Annotated in this window: 23 protein-coding genes and 1 other RNA gene; 12 read left to right on the top strand and 12 right to left on the bottom strand. The window is 44.5% G+C overall.

Features of this window, described 5'->3' with window-relative positions; translation table 11 throughout:
- The first annotated feature begins 130 nt into the window (after nucleotides 1-130).
- On the top strand, nucleotides 131-433 hold the full coding sequence (gene rpsN, locus M5J74_RS07805) for a 30S ribosomal protein S14 (protein WP_015153568.1): 303 nt from the start codon (nucleotides 131-133) through the stop codon (nucleotides 431-433).
- Nucleotides 434-436: 3 nt separating this feature from the next.
- On the opposite strand, the gene M5J74_RS07800 is transcribed toward rpsN, so the two are convergent.
- Complete coding sequence (locus M5J74_RS07800) at nucleotides 437-766, bottom strand: hypothetical protein (RefSeq protein WP_015153567.1); 330 nt, start codon at nucleotides 764-766, stop codon at nucleotides 437-439.
- Nucleotides 767-969: 203 nt separating this feature from the next.
- Here M5J74_RS07800 and aat point away from each other — a divergent pair, with 203 nt between their 5' ends.
- Together aat and M5J74_RS07790 are read left to right on the top strand one after the other, a co-directional pair.
- The gene (aat, locus tag M5J74_RS07795; protein ID WP_015153566.1) at nucleotides 970-1,551 is read left to right on the top strand and encodes a leucyl/phenylalanyl-tRNA--protein transferase; all 582 of its coding nucleotides are present in this window, start codon (nucleotides 970-972) and stop codon (nucleotides 1,549-1,551) included.
- 161 nt (nucleotides 1,552-1,712) lie between these two features.
- Nucleotides 1,713-1,958, top strand: a complete 246-nt coding sequence (locus tag M5J74_RS07790) for a ChaB family protein (protein WP_015153565.1) — start codon at nucleotides 1,713-1,715, stop codon at nucleotides 1,956-1,958.
- A gap of 171 nt (nucleotides 1,959-2,129) precedes the next feature.
- Here the strand turns inward: M5J74_RS07790 and M5J74_RS07785 are convergent, their stop codons facing one another.
- Nucleotides 2,130-2,855: a Crp/Fnr family transcriptional regulator gene (locus M5J74_RS07785; RefSeq protein ID WP_015153564.1), complete on the bottom strand. Its 726-nt coding sequence runs from the start codon at nucleotides 2,853-2,855 to the stop codon at nucleotides 2,130-2,132.
- A gap of 521 nt (nucleotides 2,856-3,376) precedes the next feature.
- Between M5J74_RS07785 and M5J74_RS07780 the strand changes: the two genes are divergently transcribed.
- Together M5J74_RS07780 and M5J74_RS07775 are read left to right on the top strand one after the other, a co-directional pair.
- Nucleotides 3,377-4,105 (top strand): Crp/Fnr family transcriptional regulator, encoded by a 729-nt coding sequence (locus M5J74_RS07780; protein ID WP_015153563.1) that lies wholly within the window; start codon nucleotides 3,377-3,379, stop codon nucleotides 4,103-4,105.
- Nucleotides 4,106-4,433: 328 nt separating this feature from the next.
- Nucleotides 4,434-5,468 (top strand): hypothetical protein, encoded by a 1,035-nt coding sequence (locus M5J74_RS07775; protein ID WP_250016220.1) that lies wholly within the window; start codon nucleotides 4,434-4,436, stop codon nucleotides 5,466-5,468.
- 82 nt (nucleotides 5,469-5,550) lie between these two features.
- On the opposite strand, the gene M5J74_RS07770 is transcribed toward M5J74_RS07775, so the two are convergent.
- From M5J74_RS07770 to M5J74_RS07755, 4 genes are all read right to left on the bottom strand, one after another.
- The gene (locus tag M5J74_RS07770) at nucleotides 5,551-6,078 is read right to left on the bottom strand and encodes a hypothetical protein (RefSeq protein ID WP_015153561.1); all 528 of its coding nucleotides are present in this window, start codon (nucleotides 6,076-6,078) and stop codon (nucleotides 5,551-5,553) included.
- 185 nt (nucleotides 6,079-6,263) lie between these two features.
- Nucleotides 6,264-6,692 (bottom strand): hypothetical protein, encoded by a 429-nt coding sequence (locus M5J74_RS07765; protein WP_015153560.1) that lies wholly within the window; start codon nucleotides 6,690-6,692, stop codon nucleotides 6,264-6,266.
- 118 nt (nucleotides 6,693-6,810) lie between these two features.
- On the bottom strand, nucleotides 6,811-6,990 hold the full coding sequence (locus M5J74_RS07760) for a CsbD family protein (RefSeq protein ID WP_015153559.1): 180 nt from the start codon (nucleotides 6,988-6,990) through the stop codon (nucleotides 6,811-6,813).
- Between the two features lie 286 nt (nucleotides 6,991-7,276).
- The gene (locus tag M5J74_RS07755; protein ID WP_015153558.1) at nucleotides 7,277-7,804 is read right to left on the bottom strand and encodes a hypothetical protein; all 528 of its coding nucleotides are present in this window, start codon (nucleotides 7,802-7,804) and stop codon (nucleotides 7,277-7,279) included.
- A 283-nt stretch (nucleotides 7,805-8,087) separates the two neighbouring features.
- On the opposite strand from M5J74_RS07755, the gene uvrB reads away from it, so the two are divergent.
- A complete protein-coding gene (uvrB, locus tag M5J74_RS07750; RefSeq protein WP_015153557.1) occupies nucleotides 8,088-10,085 on the top strand; it encodes an excinuclease ABC subunit UvrB in 1,998 nt (665 codons plus the stop codon).
- A 97-nt stretch (nucleotides 10,086-10,182) separates the two neighbouring features.
- Nucleotides 10,183-11,544, top strand: a complete 1,362-nt coding sequence (locus M5J74_RS07745; RefSeq protein ID WP_250016219.1) for an NAD(P)/FAD-dependent oxidoreductase — start codon at nucleotides 10,183-10,185, stop codon at nucleotides 11,542-11,544.
- Nucleotides 11,545-11,554: 10 nt separating this feature from the next.
- Here the strand turns inward: M5J74_RS07745 and M5J74_RS07740 are convergent, their stop codons facing one another.
- Nucleotides 11,555-11,755, bottom strand: a complete 201-nt coding sequence (locus M5J74_RS07740) for a hypothetical protein (RefSeq protein WP_250016218.1) — start codon at nucleotides 11,753-11,755, stop codon at nucleotides 11,555-11,557.
- Here M5J74_RS07740 and lpxD point away from each other — a divergent pair.
- Nucleotides 11,754-12,791, top strand: coding sequence for a UDP-3-O-(3-hydroxymyristoyl)glucosamine N-acyltransferase (gene lpxD, locus M5J74_RS07735; protein ID WP_250016217.1), 1,038 nt, complete (start codon nucleotides 11,754-11,756; stop codon nucleotides 12,789-12,791). The genes M5J74_RS07740 and lpxD overlap by 2 nt on opposite strands.
- 8 nt (nucleotides 12,792-12,799) lie before the next feature.
- Here the strand turns inward: lpxD and M5J74_RS07730 are convergent, their stop codons facing one another.
- A complete protein-coding gene (locus tag M5J74_RS07730; protein WP_106169254.1) occupies nucleotides 12,800-13,606 on the bottom strand; it encodes an SDR family oxidoreductase in 807 nt (268 codons plus the stop codon).
- A gap of 236 nt (nucleotides 13,607-13,842) precedes the next feature.
- On the opposite strand from M5J74_RS07730, the gene M5J74_RS07725 reads away from it, so the two are divergent.
- Nucleotides 13,843-14,628, top strand: a complete 786-nt coding sequence (locus M5J74_RS07725; protein WP_250016216.1) for an HAD-IIB family hydrolase — start codon at nucleotides 13,843-13,845, stop codon at nucleotides 14,626-14,628.
- A 123-nt stretch (nucleotides 14,629-14,751) separates the two neighbouring features.
- On the opposite strand, the gene M5J74_RS07720 is transcribed toward M5J74_RS07725, so the two are convergent.
- The gene (locus tag M5J74_RS07720; RefSeq protein WP_015153552.1) at nucleotides 14,752-15,105 is read right to left on the bottom strand and encodes a phage holin family protein; all 354 of its coding nucleotides are present in this window, start codon (nucleotides 15,103-15,105) and stop codon (nucleotides 14,752-14,754) included.
- A gap of 210 nt (nucleotides 15,106-15,315) precedes the next feature.
- Here M5J74_RS07720 and M5J74_RS07715 point away from each other — a divergent pair, with 210 nt between their 5' ends.
- Together M5J74_RS07715 and M5J74_RS07710 are read left to right on the top strand one after the other, a co-directional pair.
- Nucleotides 15,316-15,813, top strand: a complete 498-nt coding sequence (locus M5J74_RS07715; RefSeq protein WP_041462395.1) for a pentapeptide repeat-containing protein — start codon at nucleotides 15,316-15,318, stop codon at nucleotides 15,811-15,813.
- On the top strand, nucleotides 15,810-16,976 hold the full coding sequence (locus M5J74_RS07710) for a 5-(carboxyamino)imidazole ribonucleotide synthase (protein ID WP_250016213.1): 1,167 nt from the start codon (nucleotides 15,810-15,812) through the stop codon (nucleotides 16,974-16,976). The genes M5J74_RS07715 and M5J74_RS07710 overlap by 4 nt, the downstream gene beginning before the upstream one ends.
- On the opposite strand, the gene M5J74_RS07705 is transcribed toward M5J74_RS07710, so the two are convergent.
- From M5J74_RS07705 to M5J74_RS07695, 3 genes are read right to left on the bottom strand one after another with little or no spacing between them, the layout of a single operon-like run.
- Nucleotides 16,960-17,178: a hypothetical protein gene (locus M5J74_RS07705; RefSeq protein WP_250016211.1), complete on the bottom strand. Its 219-nt coding sequence runs from the start codon at nucleotides 17,176-17,178 to the stop codon at nucleotides 16,960-16,962. The two genes, M5J74_RS07710 and M5J74_RS07705, sit on opposite strands and share 17 nt — an antisense overlap.
- On the bottom strand, nucleotides 17,168-17,350 hold the full coding sequence (locus M5J74_RS32590; RefSeq protein ID WP_256498727.1) for a PE-PGRS family protein: 183 nt from the start codon (nucleotides 17,348-17,350) through the stop codon (nucleotides 17,168-17,170). The genes M5J74_RS07705 and M5J74_RS32590 overlap by 11 nt, the downstream gene beginning before the upstream one ends.
- The gene (locus tag M5J74_RS07695) at nucleotides 17,340-17,480 is read right to left on the bottom strand and encodes a hypothetical protein (protein ID WP_250016209.1); all 141 of its coding nucleotides are present in this window, start codon (nucleotides 17,478-17,480) and stop codon (nucleotides 17,340-17,342) included. The genes M5J74_RS32590 and M5J74_RS07695 overlap by 11 nt, the downstream gene beginning before the upstream one ends.
- 21 nt (nucleotides 17,481-17,501) lie before the next feature.
- On the opposite strand from M5J74_RS07695, the gene ssrS reads away from it, so the two are divergent.
- Nucleotides 17,502-17,683, top strand: a non-coding RNA gene (gene ssrS / locus M5J74_RS07690) — 6S RNA.
- Nucleotides 17,684-17,815 lie beyond the last annotated feature (132 nt).

The raw sequence follows: 17,815 nt of genomic DNA, 5'->3' as shown, positions 1-17,815 counted from the left end.
TTACAATCTCCACACCCTACACCCCACTAGCCACTAGCCACTAGCCACTGATAACTGATAACTGATAACTGATAACTGATGAGATACAATGGAAAACGGTGTCTTTAGGGAACAATAGCTTTCAGCATTTATGGCTAAAAAGAGCATGATCGAGCGCGAGAAAAAGCGCCAAAAGATAGTTGCAAAGTATGCTGACAAACGTGAGGCATTACTTGAGGATTTTCACAACGCCGAATCTCAAGTCGAGAAACTAGAAATCCATCGGCAAATTCAACGCTTACCCCGCAGTAGCTCTCGCACCCGCCTCCACAATCGTTGCTGGGTTACGGGTCGTCCTAGAGGGTATTACAGAGACTTTGGGCTGTCTCGGAACGTGTTGAGAGAGTGGGCGCACGAAGGGCTATTACCAGGAGTCGTTAAGTCGAGCTGGTAGGTTTTATTGACCGCAACAGCGATCGATGCCCAAGCTATCTAGGAGCAGATCGCTGACTGCATTAGCAACAGCAAATTCGCTGTAAAAGCTTTTAGAAAAATCAAATTCTTGCATTTCTGTGACGATCGCGATCGCTAGTGAACCTAGATCGTTCTCTCCCTCCATTCGCTGCCGGACGAAGATTTGAGCAGCGCGACGAGATATTTGTTGATTAGCTGGCTCTGGCAGAAATTCTGTATCGAGCCATTGTTGCAGGGCTGCTCGCAACCATTCCCCCTCTTGTAGAGGATCTTTAGCTGGTGGCAATGTGACTGGCGGAATTGGTTCAGCCATAACTAGGGGTGAGGAGCTAGGGGTGAGGAGCTAGGGGTGAGGAGCTAGGGGCTGGGGCTAGGGTAAGAGAATTTAGTATATTATTCTATATTTTCGGTTCAGAATCAAAAGTATCAGTTATCAGTTATTAGTGACTAGTGGCTAGTGGCTGGACTCAATTCTTGTCACTAGCCACGCTTTCACTATCCACTCACCAATGACCAATGACCAAATATGACGTGTCTGCAATCGTAGAGGGATATGCCCAAGGCTATTTCCTGATGGCTGACGAGACAGGTGAAAATTTGAGTTGGTATTCTTGCAGCGATCGCACTTTCATTCCCTTGGATGAAAGATTTCATTATCCTAAGTCTTTACGGCGAGTTTTAAACTCTAACCGTTTTACTGTTGCCATTAATCGCGATTTCAAAGCTGTGGTAGCTGGATGTGCTAACCGCCAAACAACTTGGATTTCCTCTCAATTAAAAGAAATTTACTGGTTGCTCTATCAATCTGGTTATGCTTATAGTTTTGAAACTTGGCAAGGAGATGAATTAGCAGGAGGAATTTTAGGAATTGCGATTGGTGGTGCTTTTATCGGTGAGTCAATGTTTTATCACATCCCCGAAGCTTCTAAAGTCGCAATGGTGAGGTTAGTTGAAAGATTGCGCGATCGCCACTTTGTTTTCTTCGACGCTCAAATGATGAACCCTCACTTAGCAAGATTTGGGGCTTACACAGTCAGCGAGAAAGAATATCGTTCCTTACTCCGTCTCGCTTGGAAAAGCTCTTGTTCTTTCGCTTAAGCTTTATCAATCGAAAAAATACTTTTAGATAATTAGTGTGGTAATTTAGAATACTCGATTGAAAAAACTACCTGCTGTTGTATTTATGCTTGTGGAAAGAGGAAGCCTCTCTATTTCCTATCTAGGATTGAACTAATAATGAAAGTAAGGGAAAATAGATCGTGGCTTACAACAATGTAGAAGAATTACCGGCAGAAATTACCGAAAAGTTACCCCAACACGGACAGCAGATCTTTTTAGCCGCATTTAATGCCGCACAGTCAGATGGGATGAGTGAAGACGCTGCAACGAACGTTGCTTGGAACAGCGTTAGCCAAGAATACGAACAAGGGGAAGATGGTCAGTGGCATCAGAAACCAGAAGATCCCGCAGTACACGATAAGTCTACCGTATCTGGTGGTAATTAGTAGATAGTTTTAACATCCGATCCTAAGACTCAGCGATCGCAAAACTATTTAACACGAGCTGGCACGAATTTGAACAAAGCTCAGGTTAAGAAAACTAAGGTTAAGAAAACCCGCCCGTGCGGGTTTCTTCTATTTTTTAATCGTTTAGGATGGAATCGCAACTGCGAACGATCAGCCAAACAAGCGATCGCGTTCTGCTCGTAGCAAACCGTAACACTCGCACGCTGTCGCCTCTAAACCTTGGCGATCGCAAATTGTCATCTTACCGCGATTATATTGAAGTAACCCTATTTTTTGCAGTTTTAATGCCACCTCTGTCACGCTAGCGCGGCGCACGCAAAGCATTTGAGCTAAAAACTCTTGGGTCAATTCAAATTTATCGTCTCTGGCACTATCGTGCATCATCAGCAACCAGCGACAGCATCGTTGTTCGACGGGATGGCGGCTGTTACAAGCAGATGTTTGAGCAATTTGGATTAGGAGCAGATTGATATACCGTTGTATCCAGAGCGATAGAGTATCGACTTGAGCGATCGCTTGCTTGAAGACATCGGCTCTCAGCCGTATTGCTTCCCCTGGAATTTGAACGATCGCCTTAAAGTTAGATATGTCGGTTCCCAAAAATAAGGGAATCCCTGCCATGCCATCGTTACCTACAACACCTACCTCTACGGCAGTACCGTCTGTCATAACGGTTAAGAGGGAAACTAAACAACTCGTTGGAAAATAGACATAAGGTATTCGCTCTTGTGGCTGAAACAAAACCTGCTTGAATGCCAAAGAAACAATTTCGAGATGAGATTGGAGGCTGCAATAGGCTTCTTGAGATAAAGCAGATAGTAAGCGATTGTTTAGATCCTTTTGATTAACTTTTCGATCGAGTTCAGATCCACTCATTGGCAGATGTCCTTAGCCATGTGTTTTTTATCAGGAAAAGGTATGGCACAGGACAGGGCAGTGTTTTTCCTCATTATATTTCTCACCGAGAAGTAAATCTTAACTCCTACTTAAGAATACCTACAAAATTAGTATAACAAGCCGTGTATGTACGTTATCGTACTTTGGTTTTTGTCAGCTTTGTGTACGATTTTGAAGTGAAAAGCTGAGCTATGCCTGTAACTCCAATTGCATGAAGTCAAAATATTATCGATTTATCGCTCCAATTCAATACGAGATCTTCATTCTTCATATTCGATATTGGCTACTATGTCAATGCTATTTCTTGGTAGAAGCAAGCTAGTAGTAAATAGCTCAAATATTTTGATTTTCCCCTCATTTTAATTTTCCTGCGACGCTCGATAGATGACAGTACCGACATCCTCGAAACTAATGCTGGAGTGATGTCAAAACTTATCTTGCGCGATCGAAGCAGGTTAAACCCCAATTATTTTCAATTAAATCGATGGAGGAAGCTTTACGTGTCGGATTCTGAAGCTAACGAGCTTTATCGCAAAAATCACTTGCTGGCTGCTTTACCAACGGAGGAATACCAACGCCTACAACCTCACTTAGAAGTTGTCTGCTTATCTCATCGGCAGATTTTGCATGAAATTAACGAGCTAATCGAATACGTTTATTTTCCCACTCAGGCTTTAGTGTCTATGGTATCGCTGATGGAGGACGGAGCGACAATAGAAGTTGGTGTAGTGGGAAGAGATGGTATGGTGGGTTTACCAGTCTGCTGGGGAGGTGGCAGCGTCACAACTCAGGCGATCGTGCAGATTCCTGGTGAGGCGATCGGAATAACAGCCGATCGCCTCAAAGCCGAATTCGATCGCCACGGAGTGCTACACCGGCTCATACTGCTCTATACCCAAGCTTTGTTTACTCAAGTAGCTCAAACAGCTGCTTGTAACAGCCGCCACACTGTAGAGCAGCGCTTGGCGCGGTGGTTGCTATCAATTGAAGATCGAATTGAGTCCGAGCAATTGTTACTGACTCAAGAATTTATCGCTCAAATGTTAGGTATCCGCCGTTCTGGAGTGACTGTAGCGGCTACAGCTTTACAACAAGCGGGAATGATTCGATATTCTCGGGGCAAAATTGCTATAGTCGATCGCCAACTGCTGCAATCTAGTGCCTGTGAGTGTTACAAAGTCGTCAAAAATGAGTTCGATCGCTTGATACGTTTAACACACAATATTTAACACGCAATCCCAATCAATTCGCCGCTTCATTCACTGTTGAGATTGTGCGAGTCTACGTCCGCTATCGTACAGTCATTTTTTACCTCAGTAGATATACTACTTTAAGCATATCTATTCTCATAGCTGTAAACTTTGAATTTTTCAGAGTTATTTTATTGCTTAGTTGCATTCCTTCTAATGTCAACTAGCTTAACAGCAAAGTTTAACCAACACAAACGCTCCGATTGGAAGAATTCTGACAGATCGAGTTGACTTACCTCTCAAAAATTGTAATAGTCGAGCGCAACGCCGTTTAACTTGACTAAGCTGCTTCTATACATTTTGACTTATGAGTTTTCTTATGACCTCAGGAAACGAGCGCGACATCCAAAATCAGAAAGTTGCTAAGCTTTGGGGTAGTAGTTGGCAAAAACTCAGTCCTAAGCAGCGACAGTTGGTTGGAGACATCATGCAAGATGTCAAGATCGTGTCTATTGGCGATCCTCTGGAAGTAGAAGTTAGTAAAATGCCACCGCCAGATTTTGCCAACGTTACGCCAAGCGATCGCTCTACTTACTTTGGCGAGCATAGTTCTTCCGAGCCTCATTCCACTGATGTTTTCGCAATTACATGGCAATCGGTTCTAGAGAAAACTACAGATGCTTTGGTAGAAGAACAAAAGGATTTGAAGCAGCTTCAGTTTATCTTTCAAGAACTAGATTATCAAAAACTTACAAACAATACTATTAATGATATTAGTACGATTGTCAGACAGCCAGCAGATTTGGAGGCGATCGCAACACTTGAAGCCCAAACCGAGCTACTGAAAGAACTACTCGATAACTATTTTATTCAAGCGTTTTCATCTATAGCAAATTGCTGTGAAATATCTCTACAAAGCGATTTAAATGAGGCACTTAAAGATTTAGTTCAACAAGCACAAAGTTTAGGGCTACTAGGATTGGGAGCTTTTACACTCGCAGCAAATTTACATCTATTGCTTTTACACGAAAAGGTGAAATCTTTCCCCCAAGAGCGACAGAATCTCAACCGCATTCTCAATCATTATATAGCTTATGTCAAAAATACAATAAGGCTAATATTTAGACTATCTGTAGGCAAAATTGATAAAGCTTGTACGTGTATAAAATATTATTCAAATTTTGATGAGAACCCAGAATATGAATGTCTATATTCTGATGGGAAAGACATTTATATTTTTCGCGATCGCAGCGAACGAGCAGGATATGAGTGTAACAAACACAGATTAAGAATGTTTCATTCTACGGTAGACCGGGTGATGCAATTCATAGTTCAACCTCTGCGATCGACAATTAAAGTCTGGGAAAAACTAGTAGTTCAGATGTCGCTTTCACCTATGTAGAGATACAAGTTGTGGTAGGGGCGCACAGCCGTGCGCCCCTACATGATGTATTGCACCACAATACAATCTCTATGCCTAAATGTTATTTCCGATGACTACCTAGCCACTTAGCCGCAGCGATACCCAATACGGCTGCTACTAGGGGATTGCTAAGGAACTTGATAATAGCTGGTTGTTCCGCCATGACTTCTTGGAAGATGTCTGGATGGTTGTGATATGCATAAGCAGCCAATTTGCTCACATCATCAGCACTCATACGGTTGGGATTGTGGGTAGAGAGTCCCAGTTGTCTTTCTAAATCACGATCGTGTAGTCCTTTCTTACTTAAATGCTTGAAGAAAGCCCGCGCCACATCATCCCGTTCGTTGGGTTTAATTTGGGCGATCGCTTTTTGCAATTCTGGCTCCATTTGCGCTGGAGGAATGCGCTCGTGCTGTAAAGAGTTACCGAACATTTGGCGGCGCTGATCGTATGACGATCTTTGAGCGAAATCGTCAAAGTTCTCGTACTCTTGTTCTGGATTATTTGAGGGATATGCGTCAAGGTTTTCCGTGTTACCTTGCGCTAGATCGCCCATGATTTCCCTTCTGTATTTGTCGCTGCTAGTCATAATTCCAATCTCCTTTTTTTAAACCGTTCACCTGTCATCAGCTAGTTTGAATAACTGTTTTATCAAGAGAGCGGGTTTATTAATATCTACTTTTATAAGTAAGAAGTTCGGGTGAACCCACCCCTACAGTTATCGTTCATTTAACTAATGACAAATGACCAATGACTAATGACAAAAAAATGACCCTATTTGTACTGAATCTGATTTGTTTGCACATCGTATTGTGCTGTCAAAATCAGTTTTTTGTCAGGAGCGTACATTAAGACTGTCAAGTCCTGGTTAGGGAAGTTTTTATGAAACCCTTGTGCCAAAGATTTCGCTAATGGCTTCACTTCATTCGGACGAACATCCGGGGTAATAACTACGCCTAGCTTATTGTTGTCTCTTACATATGCGTCTTGAACCAGTCCTTTGCCTGTGCGAGTTACCCAAGTCCCAAAGTCTTGCCCGACTGGTGTATTCCCACGAGCAATTTGTCCGTAATCGGCGCTGCGGCTTACTGTTGGTACGTTAGCGTTGGGTTGCTTTGCTTGTACGCTGCTACTACAAGCAACTGTTGTTGTCAGTAAGAAAATGGCTGAAAGAACGATCGCAATTCTACGAAAGTGCTGCATGAAATTCACTTCCGTTTCCTCCCTAAAATTATTGATGTCAATTCCGTTTTTGAAAAAATTGAGGAAGGTAAAATTTCACACTCTCACTTATTTTACCTTCCGATTTTCTAAAGTTTGATTAGAGGTTCTTCTTCACTTCATCTTTTACGTCTTCAGCAGCATGACGTGTTTGTCCTTCTGCTTGCTTGGCTTTGCCTTCTGCTTTATCTTCAGGATCGCCTGTAATATTTCCTAAAGCTTCTTGGGCTTTTCCTTCAATATTTTTAGCAGTAGCTTTTGCTCTATCTTCTGCGCTCATGCTATTTCTCCTTGTGAATTCAAATTAGCTTCTAAGTTGAGTGCCAACTTGAGAGAGCTTTTGTCTCTACACTGAACAATTTATCTGAAAATAATAGTTTTAGCCTTCTGCCACAAGACTGATTCGAGTTCTCTATAAAAAGAAAGAGATAAAGCTTAGTAAGTCAAAAGTCAAAAGTTAAAAGTTAAGAATTACTATCGCAAATGACAAATGACGAATGACCGATAAAAAAACCTAGCTGTATTAAACAACTAGGTTTATAAAGGCACGATTAGATTTTGATTTCTTAATCGATATAACCCATTAAATATGGATAGTTGTCGATTTCATTAGAAGCAATTGGACGCATTCCAGAAGATACATAAGTGGTGGAGAAATCAAAGGCATCTTCGGCAATGGGGCGATCGCCCATTAAGGGAATAATGTTGGAGTATTTGAACTGGTCTGCCATAATCGGACGCAATCCAGCTGAGTTGATTGTATCCACAATCTCTAAATGATTTGCCTCAATCGGGCGAATACCAGAGATGTTAACAGTGTCGAATGTATCAAAATCGGTAGCCATGATGGGGCGAATCCCATGCATGTTCACTTCTTCTCGCACCACTAAACTGCTTGCGGCGATCGGGCGCAGTCCTGCCACGTTGACAACACTACCAGCCAGTGGCTTACCATCGGCGGATACACTCAAAGCCGAACTTTCGATCTCGCCAGTCACCACTTGATTCTCAGCCTTAGACTCGGTACTCTTGGCACGCGGTCTGCGGCTGGTGGAACCGTTACCATTTTTTCTCGCATTACTGGCATTAGTCATAATCGCAAACCTCTAAGTTTCTATCGAGCAATAGCAAATAGCCAGAGAAAATTCCGAGTGGTTTTTATCGGTTAATTACTGCTATCTGAGTTTAACGTTAAAAAAGATTATATAGTTATAGGTATCTTAACGGAATAAACATAGAAAAACTTAAATATGTTAAGATAAATGAAGGTCATTGGTCATTAGTTGTTAGTTGAGCGTTGTTAGTTGTTAGTTGTTGGCAAGATATCACTAATAACTGGTCACCGGTCACTGGTCACTGATAACTACTCCCTTCTTCATGATGCAATTTAGCCTTCAAGCGCCGTTTGCACCTACAGGCGATCAACCGTCGGCGATCGCTCAACTTGTAAAGTCCATTCAAGCCGGACATCGTTACCAAACTTTACTTGGAGCTACGGGAACGGGTAAGACGTTTACAATGGCTGCGGTTATTGAAAAGATTGGCAAGCCAACACTGGTACTCGCTCATAATAAAACCCTTGCTGCCCAACTTTGTAACGAGTTGAGAGAGTTTTTCCCAAACAATGCGGTGGAGTACTTTGTCAGTTACTACGATTACTACCAACCAGAAGCCTACATCCCCGTCACCGATACATTTATTGAAAAAAGCGCTTCGATCAACGACGAGATCGATATGCTACGCCACTCCGCCACGCGATCGCTCTTTGAACGGCGAGACGCGATCGTCGTTGCTTCCATCAGTTGTATTTACGGCTTGGGAATGCCAGCCGAATACCTCCGCGCCTCGATTCCCTTACAAGTAGGAATGGAAGTGAATCAGCGGGAAATTTTACGCAGCTTAGCATCCGTACAGTACAACCGCAACGATGTAGAAATGGGACGGGGAAAATTTCGCGTACGGGGTGATGTATTAGAAATTGGACCCGCTTACGAAGACCGGATCGTGAGAGTAGAATTCTTTGGGGACGAGATCGACGCAATTCGTTATGTCGATCCGGTGACGGGGGAAATCCTTCAGAGTTTGGAAGCGTTGAATATCTACCCAGCGCGACACTTTGTCACTCCAGAAGACCAGTTAGAATTTGCACTGGAAGCGATCGCGGCAGAACTAAAACAGCGTAAAGCCGAATTAGAAGCAGAGAATAAGTTACTAGAAGCACAACGCATTGACCAGCGGACGCGCTATGACTTAGAAATGTTGCGTGAAGTCGGCTACTGTAATGGCGTAGAAAACTATTCCCGTCACCTAGCGGGAAGACAAGCAGGGGAACCGCCAGAGTGTTTGATCGATTATTTCCCGAACGATTGGCTGTTGGTAGTAGATGAGTCTCACGTTACCGTACCCCAAATTCGGGGGATGTACAACGGCGATCGCGCCCGTAAGTTAGTCTTGATCGATCACGGTTTCCGCCTACCCAGCGCCGCTGACAACCGCCCGTTAAAATCAGAAGAATTTTGGGCAAAGGTGAACCAGTGCGTCTTTGTCTCCGCAACTCCTGGGAATTGGGAATTAGAGGTTTCAGAGGGACGAGTAGTAGAACAAGTGATTCGTCCTACAGGTGTAGTCGATCCAGAAATTTTCGTCCGTCCTACCGAGGGGCAAATTGACGATCTTTTAGGTGAAATTAAACAGCGGGTGGATCGGCGCGAACGGACGCTGGTAACAACCCTGACAAAGCGAATGGCAGAAGACCTGACAGAATATCTTCAAGACCACGGGATTCGCGTCCGATACCTCCACTCCGAGATTAATTCGATCGAACGGATCGAGATTTTACAAGATTTGCGCGAAGGTAGTTTTGATGTCTTGGTAGGAGTGAACCTGTTGCGGGAAGGATTGGACTTACCCGAAGTCTCGCTAGTGGCAATTTTAGACGCAGATAAAGAAGGATTCTTGCGGGCAGAGCGATCGCTAATTCAAACTATCGGTAGGGCAGCCAGAAACGTGCGGGGACAGGCGATTTTGTACGCCGATAACCTCACAGATAGCATGGCAAAGGCGATCTCGGAAACAGAACGACGACGGGCAATTCAAATCGAATATAACGAAAAGCACGGGATTACGCCCCAGCAGATCGTGAAAAAATCGAGTAACGCGATTTTATCCTTCTTAGCCGTGTCGCGTCGTTTAAACGCCCAAGAATTAGAAACTGTTTACGAACAAGCCAGCGATTTACCCTTAGAACAGATTCCAGAATTAATTACCCAACTGGAAGCACAGATGAAAGAAGCAGCAAAAAATCTAGAATTTGAAGAGGCAGCAAAATATCGCGATCGCATCAAGCATTTGCGGGATAAATTGCTGGGACATTAAATCAGTGGCTAGTGGCTAGTGACTAGTGACTAGATAAAGAATCCAGCTACTAGCTACCAGCCACTAGCCACTCACCAACTACCAATTACCAACTACCTTGCAATTGAAAGTCATAGTTATCGGCGGTGGGGCGGCGGGTTTTTTTAGCGCGATCGCCTGTGCTGAAAACCATCCCCACACGCAAGTTACTTTACTAGAAGCTGGTCGTCAACCATTGACAAAAGTATTGATTTCTGGCGGGGGACGCTGTAATGTCACCCATGCTTGTTTCGACCCAGCTGCACTAGTCCAAAATTACCCTAGAGGTGGGAAAGCCTTGCGGGGTGCATTCACTCGGTTTCAAAGTCAAGATACTGTCGATTGGTTTACTCGTCGCGGCGTACAGTTAAAAACTGAAGCAGACGGGCGGATGTTTCCCATCACCGATAATTCCGAAACCATCATCGAATGTCTGATCCATGCAGCTGCAAAAGCTGGCGTGAAGATAAGGAATAACGCGCCAGTGGCTGCTGTGTCGTATGTCGGGAGTCGGGAAGAAGGACAAGGGGACAAGGGGACAAGGGGACAAGGGGACAAGGGAGACAAGGGAGACAAGGGGGACAACTACCAACTACCCATTACCAATTCCCCATTACCCATTACCCATTACCCCAAATTTGAAGTCGAACTCAAATCTGGTGAAGTCCTAGAATGCGATCGCCTGCTATTAGCGACGGGTAGTAATGTGGCGGGTTATCGCATAGCGCGATCGCTGGGACATCAAATTGAGCCGCCAGTCCCGTCTTTGTTTACTTTTAATGTTTTGGATAAGAGTTTGCGAGAGTTGGCAGGGGTGAGTATGAACCCCGTGCATCTACGATTGCTGACGGATAGCAAGACAAAATTAGACCAAACGGGGGCGTTGCTAATTACCCATTGGGGTTTAAGCGGTCCCGCCGTCCTCAAACTTTCTGCGTGGGGGGCAAGGGCATTGCATGACTGTCATTATCAAGCGAAATTATTGGTTAACTGGCTGCCAGAATTGGATCGGGAAACGCTGCGATCGCAAATTTTAGCAGTCAAAGCCGCCCAACCAAAAAAAGCGATCGCTTCTTATCGTGGCGTGAATGTGTTGCCGCACCGTCTGTGGCAATACATAATTGTACGAGCGGGAATTGCGCCAGAAGACCGCTGGGCGGGAATCTCTAATAAGGAGATCGATCGCCTGATCCAAGAAATTGCTCAAGCTGAATACCTCATCCAAGGCAAAGGAGCTTTCAAAGAAGAGTTTGTTACCTGTGGCGGAGTCAACTTAAAAGAAGTTGACTTTAAAACCATGCAAAGTAAACTCGTCCCAGGGCTTTACTTTGCTGGCGAAATCCTCGATATTGATGGCGTAACTGGAGGCTTCAACTTTCAAAGTGCCTGGACAACTGCGTGGTTGGCTGGACAAGCGATGGGAATTCGGAATTCGGAATAGACGCGCTCCGCTACACTGCGTGAACGGAATTCGGAATTAGTTCAGTACTCGCTATTCTCTGATTAGGATTGATGATGAAACTTCTTGCATGAACCGCAGTAATTGCATTAAATGTAGGGGCGAGTTCACCAAAAAAATCGGCTCTTGACACGAATTTCAGGTAAACTCGCCCTAACGAGCCGTGCAAGCGTTCTGAGGATGAAGCGAACATGAAATTTAGCGAAATTGTCAGCAAATTGGGTGAGGCGGCTAGCAATAACAGCCTTGCTGCTAACCCAGACTGCGATCCAGAAATTACGGGTGTAGCCGCAGTCGATCGAGCAACGGCTGAAAATATCAGCTACATTGATGGAGACAAATTTGCTGCTTACATTCATGAAACTGGCGCTAGCGCCTTGATTTTGCCTCAAGATGAAACTTTAAAGGAGCGAGCGCAACAACGGGGAGTTGCGTGGATCTCTACGTCTCAACCCAGATTGATGTTTGCTCAGACGCTGGCATTGTTCTATCAACCCTATCGTCCCAAACCAGCGATTCATCCTACGGCTGTGATTCATCCTTCGGTACAGTTAGGTGCGGATGTAGCAATTGGGGCGCATGTTGCGATCGAAGCTGGTGGAAAAATTGGCGATCGCGTTTGTATTCATCCTAATGTCGTGATTTATCCAGATGTAGAAATTGGCGATCGCACGGTGTTACACGCTAACTGTACAATCCAAGAACGCAGTCGGATTGGCGCTGATTGCACGATCCATAGCGGCGTTGTCATTGGTGCAGAAGGATTTGGCTTCGTGCCTACGGCAACTGGTTGGTTCAAAATGGAACAGTCTGGCTTTGTGGTGTTAGAAGATGGTGTAGAAGTAGGATGTAACAGCACGATCGATCGTCCTGCTGTAGGAGAAACCCGCATCGGTCGCAATACCAAACTCGATAATTTGGTACATGTCGGTCACGGTTGTAAAATTGGTGCTAACTGTGCAATGGCGGCGCAAGTTGGCTTGGCGGGAGGAGTGGAACTTGGAAATGGCGTGATTCTCGGCGGACAAGTGGGAATTGCCAATGAAGTCAAAATGGGAGATGGGGCGATCGCTTCGGCTAAAACCGGAATTTATCACAACGTTAAACCGAAAGATATTGTTTCTGGTTATCCTGCTGTTCCCCACAAAATTTATCTCAAAAACTCGGCTATTTACAAGCGATTGCCAGAAATGTACGAATTTTTCAAGCAGAAAATGAAAGAAAAATAACTTACGACTTACCTTTTAAATGTTTGCCGAGACAACCATTGCACGAACCCAGGGAACACATTATATGCAGCTTGAGCGAAATTTGCAGAACCAACCACGACTTCAGCCCTTTGGTGTTTAACTCCATCCCAAATTGCTTTCGCTACATCTTCCGGCTTTTCCACAAAAGGGGTATGTAGTATTTCTTCTAACTGTTGTCGGCGCGATTGGGCATCTGCTTCATCATGACCGGTAAAAATTGCCCGTTCTGTAAAACTGGTTTTAATAATGTTGGGATAAATGCCGCAGACGTGAATTCCTTTAGGCTTAAGTTCTGAATGCATGGCTGCTGTCATGCCAGCAACGCCGAATTTAGTGGCAGTGTAGGGAGCTAGGTAAGGAATTGGTACTTTACCCCCAATTGAACTGATATTGACGATCGCGCCTTGTCTACGTGCCAGCATGTGCGGTAAAACGCTGTGGATTGTATGAACGTAGCCGCAGAGGTTGGTATCGATTGTATGATGCCACTCTTCTAGGGAAAAGCTTTCTACCGGACCTGAGACGTATATTCCGGCATTGTTGATCAGGACATCAATCGCGCCATAATGTTCTAGTGCTTTGTCGATCAGATTTTTTACTTGGTCTGGATCTCTAACATCTGTAGGGACTACCAAGGCTTGGCGATCTAGTTTTTGGATATCCTCTGCTACAACCGCGAGGCGATCTCTATGTCGCGCAGCCAGCACGAGATCGTAACCTTTGCTGGCAAAAAGCAAAGCAGTTGCTTCGCCGATTCCTTGGGATGCGCCTGTAATCAGTGCTATTGGAGCCATACCGAAAGTAAACTATCACTAGTATCTATTACTTGGCTATTCGTGTTTTATTACCTCCCTCTGTTGGCAGAATTCGCGAATGAGTCAAGAAAAAGATTTTTATGTCGCGCAAAGCCGCAAAGACGCGAAGTGTTTTTGTGGAGAAAGTTAAGGTTAAGAGAAGTTAAGAGGAGGGTTTATGTGTTTTTAAATGACGATTTTTTAGAATACTAAGATGTTTAAAATATTGGTTGATTATGAGATTTACTCCGCTCGAACAAATCGATAGCAATTTTCTCAGAAATATTAAAATAATTGCTACTGATATGGATGGAACTCTGACGCAAAAAGGGAAGTTTACGTCAGATTTATTGCTGATGTTTGAAAAGTTGGCTGTATCGGATCTCCAAGTTTTGATTGTGACTGGACGTTCGGCTGGATGGGTGAGTGGATTAGTCAATTATTTACCAATTGCTGGAGCGATCGCGGAAAATGGTGGTTTGTTTTATCCAACAAAAAATGAAGAGGCAATCGCGCTTACATCCATTTCTAATAGATTAGAACATCGACAAGAATTAGCAGCAGTTTTTCAAAAACTCCAACAATCTTTTCCTCAAATTTGCGAGTCCAGCGACAATTGCTTTCGGATTACTGATTGGACTTTTGATGTACGAGGATTAAGTGCAGAACAATTAGAGCGACTCAGTAGTCTTTGTCAGGAATTAGGTTTGGGCTTTACTTACAGCAACGTTCAATGTCATATTAAGCGACTCAATCAAGATAAAGCAACTGGCTTAATGCAGGTTTTACAAGATTACTTTCAATGTCTGCCAGAACAGGTGTTAACTGTTGGTGATAGTCCTAATGATGAGAGTTTATTTAATCCTCAGTATTTTCCCTTTTCTGTCGGAGTTGCAAATGCGCTTGAGTATGCAAATCATTTAAGCTACCAGCCTGCTTATATTACAAAAGCAAGTGAAGGACAAGGATTTTGTGAGGCATGTAGGAAAATTCTCAGGGTTTCAGGTAAATTGAGTAACTAAAGTTTCAAACTTCAATGCGAAAATATCTGTATAATGCTGGAGATTTTTCTTGTATTTGAGAGCAATTTTGAAGGAAGTTATTCGAGCGATGATTCTCAGTTTTTTACTTCAAAATTCTGCAATCTAGCTCTGGACAACTCGCTCAACTACAAAATTAATAATGCCTGCAACTAACGTCAATACAATTGAGCCTAGCAAACCTGGTAACAATCCCGCGACAGTAAAACCAGGTGACAAAACGCTGGCAATCCAAATGCTTATCCCATTGACGACAAATAGAAATAATCCTAAAGTCAAGATTGTGAGTGGTAGAGTTAACACGATCAAAATCGGTCTGATGACAGCATTAACTAAACCAATAACAACTGCTGCAATTAAAGCTGCGGTAAAGTTCGTGACTATAAAGCCATTGACAATGTTTGCCGTAATTAGTAAGGAAACTGCGGTCACGAGCCAAGTCAACAGGAAATGTATCATGGTAGTTTCTACTGAAATGACAAGATGATATTCTTCCTTATTTAATACATACCACAGTGGTGTTTGTCTGTTATAAATCTGCCACTCTCTAGCTGCTAATTTTAGGCAATTGGCTGGAGAGTATGGGTTGTGGCTTCTGCCCTCTGTTCTCTACCCTCTGTCTTTCAGATTGAATGCGATAAGCTGAAAAGAGTAGCATTGAGATCTCACATGGTATTTTTGCGGCAACTGGCAGGATTATGTATCGCGATCGCTCTATTCGTGATTTGGGCTTTACCTGCCCAAGCTTTAGATTATCCGCCGCCGCTCTCCTACAGCAATGCAGAGCTGACAGGTAAAGACTTTTCGAGACAAATTTTAAGAGCCGCAGAGTTTTCTAATGCCAATATGGAGCAGGTTAATTTTACTGATGCTGACTTGCGCGGGGCAATTATGAGTGCTTCAGTGATGACACAGGCAAACTTGCACGGTGCAGATTTGAGTATTGCTATGGTCGACCAGGTGAAAATGACTGGAGCCGATCTGAGCGATGCTGTATTGCAAGAAGCCCTTTTACTCCGTACTATCTTTACTGGTGTTGATATTACAGGTGCAGATTTTAGCGACGCGATTTTAGACGGGGCGCAGGTGAAAGAATTGTGCCAACGAGCAAGTGGAATTAACTCAAAAACAGGTATTGCAACTCGCGAATCTTTGGGGTGTCAATGAAGCGTGTCGGTGTTATTGGTGGCGGACAGTTAGCCTGGATGATGGCTGATGGAGCCAAGAAGTTAGGGATCGAACTGGTAGTACAAACACCAAATAAGAGCGATCCAGCAGTAGCGATCGCCACAGAAACAATTATCGCCGCGATCGACGATGCCGAAGCAACAAAAGTCCTAGCTGAAGATTGCGAGATCGTGACTTTTGAAAATGAATTCGTCAACATAACCGCTTTATCAACTTTAGTCGAGCAAGGAGCCTGCTTTCGTCCTGGGCTAAATGTCTTATCTCACATTCTCGATAAATACGAGCAACGTTGCTATTTACAGCAAATTGGTTTACCTGTCCCCAAGTTTATCGCTTTAGAAGAATCAAATGTAGGGGAGCATAGCTATGCTCCCCTACAAAAGTTTCCTGTCGTACTCAAAGCTCGTCGTCACGGATATGACGGACAAGGGACTTTTATTATTAAGGATGCGGAGACTTTACAAGAAAAACTATCTGCATCTCGACATCCAGAGAAACAGTCTCAGTATCTATTAGAAGAATTTATCCCTTTCGATCGCGAATTGGCAGTTATCGCCGCTCGTTCCGTTACAGGTGAGATAGCAATTTATCCCATTGTCGAGACGCAGCAGCAAGAGCAAGTTTGTCGGCGGGTATTTGCCCCTGCGGATCTTAGTGCAGAATTAGTTCAAGACATCGAAGCGATCGCCCGCACGTTTTTAGAAAGTCTACAAGCTGTTGGTATATTTGGGATCGAATTATTCCTCACCTCAGAAGGTAAGGTATTGGTCAATGAAATTGCTCCCCGCACGCATAATTCTGGACATTTTACCCTAGATGCTTGTGAAGTCTCGCAATTTGAACAACATCTTCGCGCTATCTGCGGCTTACCATTGGGAAATCCTACCCTCCGTAGTGCTGGGGCGTTGATGGTAAATTTATTAGGCTATGAAACTTCTTCTGGGCGCGACTATCTCGCCCAACGCCAACAAATCGCCCAAATTCCTCAAGCATACCTTCGCTGGTACGGCAAAACTGCATCTCGCCCAGGACGCAAGCTAGGACACGTCACCGTATTATTAGACGATCGCAACCGTCACAAAGCAGAGGCGATCGCCCAACAGATTGAATCCATTTGGTATTCAGTCAGCAGTTATCAGTGACCAGTGGTAAGTGGGGTAATGGGTAATGGGTAATGGGTAATGGGTAATGGGTAGTTGGTAGTTGCTTCCTTGTCCCCCTTGTCCCCCTTGTCCCCCTTCGCCCCCTAATCCCCACTCCCTTCAGTCGTGGGGTCCCCGAGTTCCCCCTTGTCCCCCTTGTCCCCCTTGTCCCCCTTGTCCCCCTTCGCCCCCTAATCCCCACTCCCTTCGGTCGTGGGGTCCCCGAGTTCCCCCTTGTCCCCTTGTCCCCCTTGTCCCCCTTGTCCCCCTTCGCCCCCTAATCCCCACTCCCTTCGGTCGTGGGGTCCCGAGTTCCCCCTTGTCCCCCTTGTCCCCCTTGTCCCCCTTGTCCCCCTTCGCCCCCTAATCCCCACTCCCTTCGGTCGTGGGGTCCCCGAGTTCCCCCTTGTCCCCCTTGTCCCCCTTGTCCCCTTGTCCCCCTTGTCCCCCTCTTCCCGACTCCTCTTCCCGACTCCCGACTCCCGCGTGCTTGTCGATTCTCACTAAAAAGTTATAATAGTTGGAGTTCAACTGCGGCGTTGGTGACTGCCAATAATGTTTTTGATCTATGCTTAAACATTTAAGGGAGTCAAAATTGCTAACGGCAGTAGACCGAGCAAGTACTCGGAAACTTTAAGTTCAGCTAATCGATTCCCACCTGGATTTTCCAGGTCAAAACTGAGGTAAGACGGCGTTGCGGTGAACTTACAAGCATGAACTCCTTTGGCTAATAGCTGAAGGAGTTTTTGATTTTGGTCAGTTATCAGTGACTAGTGACTGGTGAGTGGTGACTAGAAAAGAGTCCAGCCACTAGTTCCACTAGTTCCACTAGCCACTCA

The organism is Chroococcidiopsis sp. CCNUC1 (genome assembly GCF_023546805.1).
GTDB classification, from domain to species: domain Bacteria; phylum Cyanobacteriota; class Cyanobacteriia; order Cyanobacteriales; family Chroococcidiopsidaceae; genus Chroococcidiopsis; species Chroococcidiopsis thermalis.
The sequence above is the reverse complement of the archived record's forward strand: the minus strand, read 5'-3'. Positions and strand labels throughout refer to the sequence as shown.